We start from the raw sequence: 14,046 nt of genomic DNA, 5'->3' as shown, positions 1-14,046 counted from the left end.
TCAGAAATTCGCGGTGGAGGTGAACAGGCCGACGCGCAGGTCGTTGGCCTGGTAGATGTCGCGGCCATCCACGGAGACAGTGCCGTCGGCCATGCCCAAGATCAGGCGCCGGGTGATGATGCGCTTGATGTTGATGCGGTAGGTGACCTTCTGGGCCTCGGGCAGGATCTGGCCGGTGAACTTGACCTCGCCGCAGCCCAGGGCGCGGCCTCGGCCGGGATGCCCGAGCCAGCCCAGGTAGAAACCGACCAGCTGCCACATGGCATCGAGCCCCAGGCAGCCGGGCATCACGGGATCTCCCGGGAAGTGGCAGTCGAAGAACCACAGGTCCGGGTGGATATCCAGCTCGGCGATCAGCTCGCCCTTGCCGTGCTCGCCACCCTCTTCGTGGATGTGCGTGATGCGATCAAGCATCAGCATGTTGGGTGCCGGCAACTGGGCGTTGCCGGGGCCGAACAGCTCGCCGCGGCTGCAGGCCAGCAGTGCTTCGCGATCAAAGGAGTGTTGCTTGGTCACTGAGTCGTTCCGAGAGTCGAGATTTTGTGTGCCGCGGCCGGCAGGTGCACCCGGGCGGCCCCGTGCCCGCCTAGTCTACTGTTCACGCACGGTGAATGCACGCCAGGGCCGTCGCGACAAGCCGCACTGCTAACGTCGGCTTTAGCCGTTCGCGACGAATCCTTGCCGGCGCCGCTGGCCGAGGCGCCGGCATAGCCACAGGCAGATCAGCGCCCAGGCCAGCGCCTCGACGGGCAGCAACCAGGGAGCCAGCTCCACGCCCGCCAGGCGCGCTCCGGCGAAATAGGAGAGCGGTCCGCTGGTGGCACCGCCCAGGACCGCCAGCCAGGGGCGCTGCCACAGCCAGGCCAGCGAGTGGTGGAGCAGGGTGGCGAAGAGCGGCCAGAGCAGCCACAGCCAGGGGGGCAGGGGCCCCAGGGTCAGGGTGCCGGCGGGGAAGGCGAACCCCCCGGCCAGCGCCAGAGCGCCGTCGACCCCGAGCCCCAGGACCGCGAAGCCGACCAGCCAGCGCCACTCGCCGGGACGGGCGAGAAGCCGCAGGTGCAGGCCCAGGATGACGGCCGTGACCGCGGCGCCGAGGGCCGACCCCCCCAGTACACAGGCGAACCAGCCCAGTTGGAAGGCGGCGAGGTTGGCGATCAAGCCCAGGGCGTGAGGCGACATGGTGGTTTCTATACCGCGCCGGTCAACGGCGCGGGGCGGGCGCCGGGCTTGGCCAGTAGCAGGTGGCAGGTGCCGATGGTGCGCTCCAGGAAGGCCCCCTCGCAGTAGCAGAAGTAGTAGCGCCACATGCGGATGAAGCGCTCGTCATAGCCGAGCTTGCGTACCCGATCGAGGCTGCCCTCGAAGCGCTGGCGCCACTCGCGCAGGGTACGGGCATAATGCGGGCCGATCTCCTCCAGTGACACCACGTTGAGGGAGGTGCGCCGCGTCAGGCCGTCGAGGATCGCGCGGTGTGAGGGCAAAAAGCCACCGGGAAAGATGTAGCGTTTGATGAAGTCCATCTCCCGCTTGGCGGCCTCGAAGCGTTGGTCGCGGATGGTGATGGCCTGCAGCATGGCCAGGCCGTCGTCGACGAGCAGGCGGTCTAGGGTCGCCAGGTAGGTGTCGAGATACTGGTGGCCGACCGCCTCGATCATCTCCACCGAGATCAGCCGGTCGTAGCGCCCCTCCAGCTCCCGGTAGTCTTGCTTGAGCAGGGTGATGCGATCACCCAGCCTCGCCTGGGCGATGCGTCGGGCCGTATGGGCGTACTGCTCCTCGGAGATGGTGGTGGTGGTGACCCGGCAGCCGCGGGTCCGTGCCGCATGGAGGGCCAGGCCGCCCCAGCCGGTGCCGATCTCCAGCAGGTGGTGATGGGCCCGCACGTCCAGCCGGTCGAGCATTCGGTCGAGCTTGTGGGTGGAGGCCTCCTCCAGGCTGGCCTTGGCATGGGGGAACACCGCGCTGGAATACATGCGGTGGTCGCGGTCGAGGAAGGTCGCGAAGAGCTCGTTGCCGATGTCGTAGTGGGCCGCGATGTTGCGCCGTGACCCATCAAGCGTGTTGCGCTGCAGGCCATAGAGCCCACTGAGCAGCCAGCGACCCAGCCGGGCCAGACCCCCCTCCATGTCGTCGTTGATCCGCTCCAGATTGCGGGCGAACAGACGCACCAAGGCGACCAGGTCGTCGGTGTCCCAATCGCCGTCCAGGTAGGCCTCGGCGGCCCCCACGGTGCCTCCCAGCGCCAAGCGCTTCCAGAGGCGACTGTCGCGGACCACCAGGGTCACCCTCAGCTCGCCGCCCTGTCCGAGGTGATGACACTGGTGGCCGTCGATGAGGGTGATCTCGCCCCCTTCGAGACGGTCCAGCGGGTCGAGCAGCCGGGGCTTGAGCCAGCGGGACCATCGGTCATCGTCGAGGGGCAGGGAGTGAGGGCGGGTGGAACGCAGGGTACTCACGACGATCTCTCCTCGTGGTGGGGAGCGGGGGCTCCCGAGTGGGGGTGACCGGGGTGGGCATGCAGGGGGACGCGCTTGAGCCACAGGCGCAATGCCTCGAAGTGAATGCCGGCCAGGGTCTTCAGCGCCATCCAGGGCTGGCGGGCCAGGGTGGCAACCAGTACGCCGCGGGTCGCCGGACGGGCCTCGAGGGTCAGGGTGGCGTCGAAGTGTCGCGTGCCGTCCTTCCAGGTCTCCATGTGCATCGCGAGCGTCTCGCCCGGCGTGTCGAAGCGCCAGCGGTAGGTCAGGTCCATGGGGTTGAAGGGGGAGACATGCATGGCCTTGACGAACGCGGCCTGGTGGCTGTGGCGTCGTGGGTCCACGGCGCAGGCGTAGGTGGTCCGCTCGCCCCAAGGGGTGTTGCTGACCTCGCCGAGCAGCGCGCGCAGCTCGCCTCCGGCGTCATAGGCGTAATACAGCGAGATGGGGTTGAAGCCCACGCCCAGGGTGCGTAGCTGGGTCAGCAGGCAGATCCGCCCGTCAGGGGCGCTGCCCAGCTGACGGGTGAGCTCCTCGCGCACCGCCTGCTTCAACGGGCGGTCATGGGGCGCCAGATCGTCCCTGAGATAGTCCTCGCGACGGAAACGTGCCAGCGCCGGCCGGCGGGTGCTGTAGCCGGGCACGCCGTCGAACAGCTCGGGCAGCTCGTCCAGGTCGAGCCAGGCCATCCAGACCCCGTAGGTGAAGGCGTGGTGGCGCGGCAGGAAACGCCGGTGGCGCAGTTGCCCACGATAGATGCGCGAGTGCGGTGACCGGATCATGCCAGGGCCTCCGGAGACATGAGACGCGCGTCGGGTGCCGCCTGCTCGTCGCAGCCCAGGGCACGCGCGACGCGCAGGGCGCTCCAGACGCCATCCTCGTGGAAGCCGTTGCGCCAGTAGGCGCCACAGAAGTGGGTGCGCCGTGCCGGCATCGATATCTCGCTGTGACGCGCCTGGGCGCGTTGGCCGGCCAGGGTGAACTGGGGGTGGGCATAGGTGTAGCGACCGAGCACCGTCGCCGGGTCGATGCTTGCGCCGTCGTTGAGGGTGACACAGAAGGTCTGCGGGGCCTCGAGACGCTGCAGGATGTTCATGTCGTAGGTCACCGAGGCCCGGGCGTCGCCGCCGCGGCCATCCAGGCGGTAGTTCCAGCTGGCCCAGGCGCGGCGACGACGTGGCAGCATCCGGGTGTCGGTGTGCAGGACCACCTCGTTGTCTCGGTACGGCAGGGCGCCGAGGATTGCTCGCTCGGCAGGGGAGGCGTCCTCCAGCATCGCCAGCGCCTGGTCGGCATGACAGGCCAGCACCACCTGGTCGAAACGCTCCACGCCGGCGGCGCTGCGCAGTCGCACGCCGTTCGCCTCACGGCGGATCCCCTGCACCGGGGTGGCCAGGCGAATGCGCTCGGCGTAGGGGGCGGTCAGGGCCGGGATGTAGGCCCGCGAGCCGCCCACCAGGGTGTACCACTGTGGCCGGTGAGTCACCGACAGCAGGCCGTGATGGTAGAAGAAGCGCACGAAGAAGCGCAGCGGGAACCCCCGCAGGTCGTGGATGCTGGCCGACCAGATCGCTGCGCCCATGGGCAGGAGGTAGCGTTGCTGGAAGTCGCGGCCGAAGCCACCGCGATCGAGATACTCGCCGAGGGTCAGCCCCGCGGGCAGGCGCTCAGCGACCAGGTCCCGGGTGGCCTCGCGATTGAAGCGCAGGATGTCGCGCAGCAGGCCATGGAAGCGCGGGCGTAGGAGGTTGCTGCGTTGGGCGAACAGGCTCGCCAGGGTGTGGCCGTTGTACTCGAAATCCCGGGCCGTCTCGTGGACCGAGAAGCTCATCTCGGTGGGCTGGCTCGCCACACCCAGGCGCTCGAGCAGTCGCCGGAAGTGGGGGTAGGTCCAGTCGTTGAAGACGATAAAGCCGGTATCGATGGCGTAGGCGCGACCGTCGACGGTGACATCCACGGTGGCGGTATGACCCCCCAGCCGCGTGTCGGCCTCGAAGAGGGTGACCTCGTGGCGACTCGACAGATACCAGCTGGCGGCCATGCCGGCGATGCCGCTGCCGACCACGGCGATGCGTTGGGCGGCACTCCGTTGGGCGGCACTCCGCTGGGAGGCGGCGGGCGAGAAGGGCAGAGTCATGAGCGGGCCTCCCGTGGGGTGCTGTTCGGGTCGCGGGCCAGGCGACGGCCAAGGCGATAGCGCACGCCCGGCGGCAGCACGCCCAGCAGCTTGAGGAGTAAGGTGAAACGCCGCGGGAAGTGGATGTCCAGACGGTGGGCGGTGAGGCCGGCGAGGATGGCCTCCGCAGCTTGTTCGACGCTCACCCGCATCGGCATCGGGAAGTCATTGCGGTCGGTGAGCGGTGTCTTGACGAAGCCGGGATGGATGATGCTCACGTCGATGCCCTCGCCGGCCAGGTCGAGGCGCAGCGACTCCAAAAAGTGACTGAGGGCCGCCTTGGAGGCGCCGTAGGCCTCGGCCCGGGGCAGGGCCAGGTAGGCCGAGGCGCTGGAGGTGGCGGCGAGCAGCGGGCGGCCGCCCTCGGCTCGGGCCCGGCGCAGCAGCGGCAGGGCAGCCTCGATGCCGTACAGGACACCGAAGACGTTGGGGGCGAAGACCCGCTCGACCAGCTCGACATCGAAGTGCCGGGCGTCCAGGTACTCGCAGGTGCCGGCGTTGAGGATCACCAGGTCGAGCCCGCCGAAGCGGGCCTCCAGCCGCCGCCCGGCCGCCAGCACGGTCTGGCGGTCGGTAACGTCCAGGGGCAGCGGCAGGGCGTTGTCCCGGTCGCCGGCCAGGTCGGCCAGGGCCTCGGGACGGCGGGCACTGAGCGCGACCCGATGGCCCTGGTCGAGCAGGCGCTCGGCCAGGGCCCGGCCGATACCGGAGGTGGCCCCAGTCAGCCAGATGCGTTGTGTTGTGTACGCTGCCATCATGTCGTCTCCCGAGGCTCTTGGGGGCCTGGTGTTACGCGGGAGACGGTGGCCTGGGGTCACCCTCCCGCGCGTCGCTTAATCGCGCCTATCAGCCGTCCGATCACCGGCAGGTGCTCGTAGAGCAATGCACCAGCATCGAAATAGTCTTGGTGCCGTCTTGCCCGCCCCGAGCCGTCACCGGCGAAAACCAGGTGCGAGCCGCCTTCCACCGAGATCTCCTTGCCACCCGCCAGACGCGGATGCGCCAGGTGCATGGTCCAGGTGACGAAGGCGTGGTCCCCCTGTCGCAGGCGGTCATGAAAGTCGAAGCGACACGCTGTCACGTTCTCGTACAGGGTCCGGAAGTAGCCTTCCAGGGCCGGCAGTCCATTTATCCGGTGAAGCGGGTCGACGAATTCCACGTCTTGAGTATATATCCTGTATAGCTTTTCTGTACAGTTTTTGTCTAGCTTTTTGTAGAAGGCGCAGAAGGCTTCCAGCGCGGGGTCATGGCTCATGGGAGGATCCTCGGTAGCGGGCAGGGTCAGCGGTCGGGGGGCAGGGCCTTGAAGGCGTCCAGCGCCCGGGTCCGGGCCGCCTTGTGCGCGACGATAGGTGCGGGATAGTCGAGGCGGTCCAGTAGGTCACGGCCAGGGGCATGGCGTGCCTTGGCCGGCAGTGCCGCCAACTCGGGTAGCCACTCGGCCAGGAAGCGGCCATCGGGGTCGAAGCGCTGCGACTGGGTGGTCGGGTTGAAGATGCGGAAGTAGGGAGCGGCGTCGGTGCCGGTGGAGGCCGCCCATTGCCAGCCGCCGTTGTTGGCGGCGAACTCGCCGTCCACCAGGTGGCGCAGGAAGAAGGTCTCGCCGCGCCGCCAGTCGATCAGCAGGTGCTTGGTGAGGAACATGGCGGTGACCATGCGCAGGCGGTTGTGCATCCAGCCGGTGGCCACCAGCTGGCGCATGGCGGCGTCGACGATGGGGTAGCCGGTGCGTCCCTCGCACCAGGCGCGAAAGCCGGCGTCGTCGTCGCGCCAAGGCAGTGCCTCGGTATGGGCCTGGAAGGCGCGGTGACGACAGACCCGGGGGAAACCCACCACCACATGCTGGTAGAACTCCCGCCAGACCAGCTCGTTCACCCAGGCGGTCAGGCCGGCGTCGCCGCCGGCCAGGGCGCCATCGTTCTCGGCGAGTACCGCCTGCAGGCATTGGCGGTGCGAGATCATGCCCAGCGCCAGGTAGGGCGAGAGCTCGCTGGTCCCCCGAATGGCCGGGAAGTCACGTTGATCGGCGTAGTGGCGGCCGCGAAAGCGCAGGAAGCGTTCCAGGCGGTCGGCGGCCGGTCCCTCGCCGGCAGGCCACTGTCGCCCGTCCACCGGCGTGTCCGTCAATTCGGGCGACGCCGGCAGCGGGTCCGGGGCGATGGCTTGGCGGGGCTGGGGGGCCGGCGTGTCGCGCAGGGTCAGGCGCTCGGCGGTGAGCTGGCGGTGCCAGGCCTTGGCGAAGGGCGTGAAGATGCCGTAATAGTCGCCCTTGCCGGTGAGCAGCTCGCCGGGGGCGAAGGCCACGGCGTCGTGGTGGCCGGTGGCGGTCAAGCCGGCGGCAGTGAAGGCCTCGATCACCCGGGCGTCGCGGCGGACCTCGTCGAGGGGATACTCGCGGTTGAAGTGCAGAGCCGCGGCGCCGGTTTCCCGGGCGAGGGCAAGCAGGACCTCGGGCGCCTCATCGAAGGTCGTGATGTCGCGATGCAGCAGCGGGGTATTCAGCCCGGCCAGGGCCTCGCCCAGGGCCGCCACGCCGCGATGCCAGAAGTCCAGCTTGTTGGCTCCGTGCCCGTGCGCCTGCCACTGGGGCAGGCTGCGCAGGAAGACGGCGATGATCGGTCCTCGGCGGGCGGCGGTTATCAGGGCGGTATTGTCGTGGATGCGCAGGTCGCTGCGGAACCAGAGCAGGGTCGGGGACATGATCGGCTCCGAGTGGCAGGCGGCGGCGATTCAGGCGTCCTGAGTCAGGGGCTGCAGGCGTGCCATGGCCTGGGGCAAGTCATCGCCGAGCACCTCGACCCGGGTCGGATCCAGCTCGGCCTCGCGGATGCGTGCCACCGGGCCACATAGCGCCAGGGGCACCGCCAGCTGTTCGGCGAGCCGCGGCAGCTGGCGGCGCACCAGGTCGGCCTTCTCGGCCTGTCCGCTGACCAGCAGCAGGGCGCTGGCATGGAAGCGTTCCACGGCCAAGGGAAGCTCCGTGAAGGGCAGTGGAGTATCGAACAGCTGCACCCGGTAGCCTTGGTCGCTGGCGGCCAGGGCTACCAACAGCACCCAGAGCGGGCCGGGATCGTCGGGTAGCGACACGATCAGCAGCATCGGCCCCCGGGCGACCTGGTTGGCATGGTAGAGACGGGTTCCGATACGGGTGCGCAGGAAGGCCTCCAGGGTACGACGCTGCAGGACGGCGCCCAGGTGGTCGTCCCAGCCCTCCTCGAGCTCACGGACCACCGGTTGCCACAGCTCCTCGATGCAGGTAGCCACCGGGTAGAGCGCCAGCGCCTGGTTGAACAGGGCTTCCAGGCGAGGCTGGTCGAAGGCCTCGACGGCGGCGATCAGCTGACGTCGCTGACTCTCCCAGTCGCCGGCGGCGGGGGGCGGGGCCTCCACGCTGTCCGGCTGCTCCAGCAGGTCGCGGACCTGGCTGACCGGCACGCCGCGATTGAGCCATTGCAGGATGCGTTCGATGCGATCGATGTCCTCACGGGCATAGAGGCGATGCCCCTTCGGGGTGCGTTGCGGGCGGATCAAGCCGTAGCGGCGCTCCCAGGCACGCAGGGTGACCGAGTTCACGCCGGTCAGTCGCGAGACCTCGCGGATCGGGTAGAGCGGCGTGTCGGCTGGGTGGGTCGCCTTGTCACTCATGCTTGCCTCTGCCTTCCTGATGCCTTCCGCGTCGCGGCGAGGCGTGGTCCTGGGGCGCCGGTACGATGGCGGTATCTGATTTTGTACAAATCATTCAGGATGTACAAGGCAAGGGCGCCTAGGCTTCGCGGGCCCCGGTCGTCTCCGCCTGCTCGGCCACCACCGCGGCCAGGGCCTCGACGAAGGCCGGATGTTCGCCTACCGGCGGCAGCAGGGTCAGTGTGATGCCGCGGTGGGCCGCCGCCAGGGCCTCGACCTGCGCGGGCACGTCCTTGCGCAGATGGCGTCCGGCGGCGAAGAAGAGCGGCAGGATCTCGGCGCGTCTCACACCGGCTTCGGCCAGCTCGGCTACGGTGGCCTCCAGGGAAGGCTCGCAGAGTTCCATGTAGGCCAGGCGCAGCGGGGTCGTCAGCCGGCCAGCGAGGGCGTCGGCGAAGTGCTCGAAGGGGGCGCGCCAGTTCGGGTCGCTGGAGCCGTGGGCCAGCAGGATCAGGGCGTCGCGCATGGCGGGGTCTCCGTTCAGGTGAGGGTCGGTTGGTGGACAAGGGCCTCGCCCAGATGGTGGCCCGAGAGCCAGGCATCTTCGATGCGTGGGCCACGCCAGGCGTCGCCGCACAGGGCGAGCCCCGTGGAGGCGCGTCGGTAGTCGCGGTTGACGGGCTCGCCGGCGGCGAAGACATCGGGTTGGGCATAGCGCCAGCGGTGAGCCCCCCGTGCGACCGGCTCGGGCAGGCGGGTGCCGGTCGGCAGACTGTCGCGGAAGGCGTCGAGCAGCTGGCAGGCCACGGCCTCGGCCGCCTCTTCCAGATGCACCCGGCTCCATTCCAGCCGGGCCAGCAGGCTGAGGCTCTCGCCCTGGTCGTCGCGGCCGGGCTTGGTCTGGTTCCGGGCGACGAAGCGTAACGGGCCTTCAGCCAGGCGCAGCGCCTGCCAACCATCCTCGACATCCGGTAGCGAGGGCAGGGGACGGTCGAACAGCACCCAGCCGGTCCAGCAGGGGCGCTGGATCACCTGGTCGCAAGCGTCGGCCAGCGCCGGCTCATGGGCGGCCAACAGAGCTCGGGCCTGGGGGGCGGGAGTGGCGATCACCACCCAGGCGAAGGGGCCTTGACGCTGACCGGCCGCGTCGACCAGCCACCAGCGGTCTTCCCGGTGATCGAGGGAGGCGATGCGAGTGGCGCAGCGAAGCTCGAGGCCATGGGCGAGGTGGCGGGTCACTGCGCTCATGCGAGGCGCACCGCACCAGCGGGGACGGCCGTCGTCGTGGCGTGACCAGCCCTCGGGGCCCGCCTGCCAGGATGAGGTAGGCCATCGCGCGACGACCCCGGCGCGTTGCCAGCGCTCGATCTCCGACCGAAAGGCCGCATCGCGTACGCTGAAGAACTGCGCGCCGAGGTCCACTACCGCCTCACCCAGGCGACGGCTGGCCATCCGCCCACCTGGCCCTCGGGCCTTGTCGAACAGCGTCACCGACCCGCCGGCGGCCTGGAGGTGGCGGGCACAGGCCAGGCCGGCGATACCGGCCCCGATGATGGCGGTGGAACCTGGGGCATGTGACATGGCAACCTCGCGGGTAGTCGGTCTCATCCGCTAGACTAGCAGAAGTGTACAATGGCTGTATAACTCAGTGAGGCAGGGGGAGGGCACCGCATGCGTGTACTGATCACAGGAGGCAGCGGCTTCGTCGGGCAACGCCTGTGCCGGCGACTCAAGGAAGCCGGTCACCGGTTGCTGGTGGTTTCGCGGGACCCGGAGCGGGTGCGCGACCGGCTGCCGGAAGGGACCGAGATTCGCCGCTCGGCGCTGGACTTTGTCGACACGCCGCCGCAGGCGGTCGTCAACCTGGCCGGCGAGTCCATCGCGGCCCGGCGCTGGAGCGAGGAACAGAAGGAACGGCTGATCGACTCCCGGGTCAATGTCACCCGTGACGTGGTGCGCCTATGCGAGCAGTTGCAGGCCAGCGACGGCCATGCGCCGGCGGTGATGGTCTCCGCCTCCGCCATGGGCTACTACGGTGACCAGGGTGATAGAGAGGTCACCGAACAGACACCGCCCCATGACGAGTTCGCCCACCGGCTTTGCAAGCGCTGGGAGGAGGTCGCCCAGGAGGTGGAGGCCTTCGGCACGCGCCTGGCCATCCTGCGCCTCGGGCTGGTGCTGGATGTCGGGGGCGGTAGCCTGCAGAAGATGCTACCGCCCTTCAAGCTGGGGCTCGGCGGGCGCTTCGGCAGCGGCAAGCAGTTCATGCCTTGGGTCCATCGCGAGGACGTGGTGCGGGCCATCCTCTTTCTGATCGAGCGCGACGACCTCTCGGGACCCTTCAACGGCAGTGCCCCGCATCCGGTGACCAACGCCGAGTTCACCCGCACCCTGGCGCGCCACCTCCACCGGCCGGCGATCTTCCCGGTGCCGGCCATCGTGCTGGAGACCGCCTTCGGCGAGATGTCCCGGCTGCTGCTGACCGGTGCCGATATGCGTCCGGCGCGGCTGCTCGAGGCCGGCTTCACGTTCCGTTTCCCGACACTGGAGGAAGCCCTGGCCGATATCCTGGGGTGATACTTCCCGAAAAGCATCGAGGGGCGTCGGGGACAGGCCGAAGAGGAGGTCCTATGCCAGGGATGGCATCGGTAGCGCCCATGGAGGGGTTCACAGCGCCTCCGGAGGGCCGGCCCCGCTCGCAGGCCTGTCCCCGGATCAGCCCCGGCTCGCCGACGTCACCGTGTTTCGTCACCCACGGTGACGATCACTCGCACCGCATCCAGGCGCAGCCGGGCGGTCTCGATGGCCGCGTCCAGGGCCTGGCGCTCATCGCGCAGGGCGGTGAGCTCATCCTCGCGTACCGCGGGGTTGCGGCGTGCCAGCGCCTCGAGGCGGGTGTGCTCGGCATCGAGTTCGGCGCGCATCCGGCCCTGGGCCGCCTCGATGATGCTCGGCAGTTCACGCTCGGCCTCGCCTTCCCCCCTATCGATCAGCTCGCGCAGCTGCGCGAGGCGGCTCTTGATCAGGTCCCGGGCCACCGCCTTCTTGACCTTCTGCAGGTTCTTCGCAAGGCCGGTGAAGGAGACCTTGTCGGTGAGGTTGGCGCCAGACTCATCGAGCAGCACCCGCACCGCCGTGGGCGGCAGGAAGCGGTTGAGGTGCAGGCGCTTCGGGGCCGGGCAGTGGGTGCGGAAGACCAGCTCCACCATCAGCCGCCCGGCAGGGATCGCCGGGTGCTTGAGCAGCGCCAGGGCGGTGTTGCCCATGGTGCCGTTGAGGATGCGCTCCATCATCTCGCGCAGCAGGGGATGCTCCCAGGAGAGCCGCTGGATATCGTCGCGGGCCAGGGCCCGCCCTCGGGAGAGGGTGGCCGAGAAGCCTTCCTCGCCCTTGACCAGGCCCGGCAGGCCGTCGAGCATCTGCGGGCTGGGCTGCAGGTGCAGAAGGCCGCCACCGAGTTCGTGGCTGTCGACGCCGAAGATGTCCAGAGCCTGGTCCAGATAACGGGCCAGCGCCTTGTCGGCATCCAGGGTGCGGATCGCCTCGATCACCGCCTCGGCGCGCTCGTGTCGGCAGGCGTTGAGTTCCAGCAGCCGGTTGCGTCCGGCGTTGCGCTCGGCCAGGCGCGCCTCGAACAGCGCCCGGGTCTCCTCGATGACCTCGTCGAGGCTCTCGTCGTCGAGCAGGACGTCGGCTAGGGCATCGCCGAAGGCGGCGAAGATCTCGCTGCCCAGGCCGTGGGGGGCGCTGAAGGCGTCCATTCCCTCCCGGTACCAGCGCAGTAGCTTCTCGCCGGGACTGCCTGTGAACACAGGCACATGCACGTGGATGGCGTGGCGCTGGCCGATGCGATCGAGGCGGCCGATGCGCTGCTCCAGCTGATCCGGATGCAGTGGCAGGTCGAACATCACCAGGTGACGGCAGAACTGGAAGTTGCGGCCCTCGGAGCCGATCTCCGAACAGACCAGCACCTGGCAGCCCTCCTCCTCGTCGGCGAAGGCCGCGGCGGCCCGGTCGCGCTCGACCAAGGTCAGGCCCTCGTGGAACACCGGCGCATGGAAGCCGCCCAGCACCCGCAGCGCCTCGGCCAGGCCTTGTGCGGTCTCGCGGTCATGGGCGATCACTAGCACCTTGTCGTCAGCGAAGCCGCCCTCGGCGGTGTCGGCCAGGCGCTCGAGCAGCCAGGTGACGCGGGGGTCGAACTGCCACCAGGGTTCGGTGTTAAGGGGATCATCGGCCAGCGCCCGGTACATGGTGTCGAGATAGATCAGCACCTCGGGGTGATCGAGGCCGGTCTCGATCAGCAGCTCGTCCAGGTAATCCTCGTCCCGGCCCAGGCGGCGCAGCACCCGGCGATAGGGGGAGGGCGCCTCGAGGGAAACGACCTCGAGATGTCGCTCGGGGAAGCCGCCCACGTGGCGCCGGCTGTTGCGGAACATCACCCGGCCGGTGCCGTGACGGTCGAGCAGTTGGTCGCGCAGCTGATCCCGGGCCGACTGCCGTTGGGCCTCTGCCCGCTCGGCATCCGCCAAGGTATCAAGCAACGCCAGGCTATCCGGCTCGTCGATCACCGCGGTGACCCGCTCGCGGTCGGCCGCCTCACCGGGCAAACGCTCCAGGGCATCGATGGCCTCGGCGACCTCCACGTAGTGCTGCTCCTCGTCGCGGAACTGCGCCAGGTCATGATAGCGGTCGGGGTCGAGCAGGCGCAGGCGGGCGAAGTGGCTCGTGAGACCCATCTGCTCCGGGGTCGCGGTGAGCAGTAGCACGCCGGCGATCTTCGCGGCCAGTCGCTCCACGCAGGCGTAGCCGGGGCCGACCTCATCCTCGCTCCAGTCCAGGTGATGGGCCTCGTCGACGATCAGCAGGTCCCAGTCGCAGGCTTCGGCCTGGGCCTGGCGATGGGTGTTGGCGAACAGCCAGTCCTGGCTGGCCAGCACCAGCTGGCCGGCCTCGAAGGGGTTGGCCTGGCCATGGGCCTGGCTCTGCGCCTCGTCGAGCAGGGTCACCTCCAGGGAGAAGCGGCGCAGCAGCTCGACCAGCCACTGGTGGGTAAGGCTCGCCGGCACCAGGATCAGGGCCCGCTCGGCGCGGCCGCTGAGCAGCAGCCGATGCAGGATCAGCCCGGCCTCGATGGTCTTGCCTAGGCCCACCTCGTCGGCCAGCAGCACCCGGGGGGCGTGGCGGCGGGCGACCTCGTCGGCGATATACAGCTGGTGGGGAATCAGATCGATGCGCGCCCCGGCCAAGCCCAGCGCCGGATTCTGCTCGATGCGGTGATGGTGGTGCAGGGTACGAAAGCGCAGGTCGAACCAGTCGTTGCGGTCGACCTGGCCGGTGAGCAGGCGGTCGCGGGCCTGATCGAACTGCATGGTGTCGGCGAGGCGGGCCTCGGGGAGCTCGGTGAGCTCGCCGCTGTCGTCCTCGCCGATGTAGACGATCAGGCCATCGACCTCCTTGCTGTCGTCGACGGTCATCTGCCAGCCGTCGGCGGCCTGGAGGCGATCGCCGCTGCCGAAGGCCACTCGGGTGAGGGGGGCGTGCCGGAGGCCGTAGGTACGGGTTTCCTGGCTGGCGCCGAAGAGCACGGTGACGCTGCGGGCGTCGACGTTGAGGATGGTACCCAGGCCGAGTTCGGCCTCGCCGTCGCTGATCCAGCGCTGGCCGGGTGAGAAGTCGCTCATGGTCCCTCGGAGATGCTTAAGATCGATTCATGTACCGCCGGCCAGGCCCGGCAACGACAAGGCGCGGTATCTTACAGCAAAGCCC

13 protein-coding genes are annotated in these 14,046 nt (G+C 69.2%); 1 reads left to right on the top strand and 12 read right to left on the bottom strand.

The genetic code is table 11. The features are described 5' to 3' along the window. From fabA to FHR94_RS14650, 11 genes are all read right to left on the bottom strand, one after another. Positions 1–516, bottom strand: a complete 516-nt coding sequence (gene fabA / locus FHR94_RS14700) for a 3-hydroxyacyl-[acyl-carrier-protein] dehydratase FabA (RefSeq protein WP_183326627.1) — start codon at positions 514–516, stop codon at positions 1–3. A 141-nt stretch (positions 517–657) separates the two neighbouring features. Further along, positions 658–1,179: a DUF2878 domain-containing protein gene (locus FHR94_RS14695; protein ID WP_183326625.1), complete on the bottom strand. Its 522-nt coding sequence runs from the start codon at positions 1,177–1,179 to the stop codon at positions 658–660. Between the two features lie 8 nt (positions 1,180–1,187). Then, positions 1,188–2,456 (bottom strand): class I SAM-dependent methyltransferase, encoded by a 1,269-nt coding sequence (locus FHR94_RS14690; RefSeq protein ID WP_183326623.1) that lies wholly within the window; start codon positions 2,454–2,456, stop codon positions 1,188–1,190. Further along, entirely contained in the window at positions 2,453–3,259 is an 807-nt protein-coding gene (locus FHR94_RS14685; RefSeq protein WP_183326621.1) for a DUF1365 domain-containing protein, read from the bottom strand. The genes FHR94_RS14690 and FHR94_RS14685 overlap by 4 nt, the downstream gene beginning before the upstream one ends. Beyond that, on the bottom strand, positions 3,256–4,614 hold the full coding sequence (locus tag FHR94_RS14680) for an NAD(P)/FAD-dependent oxidoreductase (RefSeq protein WP_183326619.1): 1,359 nt from the start codon (positions 4,612–4,614) through the stop codon (positions 3,256–3,258). The genes FHR94_RS14685 and FHR94_RS14680 overlap by 4 nt, the downstream gene beginning before the upstream one ends. Continuing rightward, a complete protein-coding gene (locus FHR94_RS14675) occupies positions 4,611–5,411 on the bottom strand; it encodes an SDR family NAD(P)-dependent oxidoreductase (RefSeq protein ID WP_183326617.1) in 801 nt (266 codons plus the stop codon). The genes FHR94_RS14680 and FHR94_RS14675 overlap by 4 nt, the downstream gene beginning before the upstream one ends. Positions 5,412–5,467: 56 nt before the next feature. Then, complete coding sequence (locus tag FHR94_RS14670; protein WP_183326615.1) at positions 5,468–5,908, bottom strand: nuclear transport factor 2 family protein; 441 nt, start codon at positions 5,906–5,908, stop codon at positions 5,468–5,470. A gap of 26 nt (positions 5,909–5,934) precedes the next feature. Continuing rightward, positions 5,935–7,353, bottom strand: coding sequence for a deoxyribodipyrimidine photo-lyase (gene phrB, locus FHR94_RS14665; RefSeq protein WP_183326613.1), 1,419 nt, complete (start codon positions 7,351–7,353; stop codon positions 5,935–5,937). Positions 7,354–7,383: 30 nt separating this feature from the next. Further along, a complete protein-coding gene (locus tag FHR94_RS14660) occupies positions 7,384–8,298 on the bottom strand; it encodes a MerR family transcriptional regulator (RefSeq protein ID WP_183326611.1) in 915 nt (304 codons plus the stop codon). A gap of 118 nt (positions 8,299–8,416) precedes the next feature. After that, the gene (locus FHR94_RS14655) at positions 8,417–8,803 is read right to left on the bottom strand and encodes a sirohydrochlorin chelatase (protein ID WP_183326609.1); all 387 of its coding nucleotides are present in this window, start codon (positions 8,801–8,803) and stop codon (positions 8,417–8,419) included. A gap of 14 nt (positions 8,804–8,817) precedes the next feature. Further along, positions 8,818–9,858, bottom strand: coding sequence for an NAD(P)/FAD-dependent oxidoreductase (locus tag FHR94_RS14650; RefSeq protein WP_246389982.1), 1,041 nt, complete (start codon positions 9,856–9,858; stop codon positions 8,818–8,820). Positions 9,859–9,948: 90 nt separating this feature from the next. On the opposite strand from FHR94_RS14650, the gene FHR94_RS14645 reads away from it, so the two are divergent. Then, positions 9,949–10,854, top strand: coding sequence for a TIGR01777 family oxidoreductase (locus tag FHR94_RS14645; protein WP_183326605.1), 906 nt, complete (start codon positions 9,949–9,951; stop codon positions 10,852–10,854). Between the two features lie 158 nt (positions 10,855–11,012). Here the strand turns inward: FHR94_RS14645 and rapA are convergent, their stop codons facing one another. After that, the gene (gene rapA, locus FHR94_RS14640; protein ID WP_183326604.1) at positions 11,013–13,961 is read right to left on the bottom strand and encodes an RNA polymerase-associated protein RapA; all 2,949 of its coding nucleotides are present in this window, start codon (positions 13,959–13,961) and stop codon (positions 11,013–11,015) included. Positions 13,962–14,046: the final 85 nt, after the last annotated feature.

Source organism: Halomonas cerina (assembly GCF_014192215.1).
In the GTDB taxonomy this organism is placed as follows: domain Bacteria; phylum Pseudomonadota; class Gammaproteobacteria; order Pseudomonadales; family Halomonadaceae; genus Halomonas; species Halomonas cerina.
This window is presented reverse-complemented; position numbering and strand designations above follow the sequence as displayed.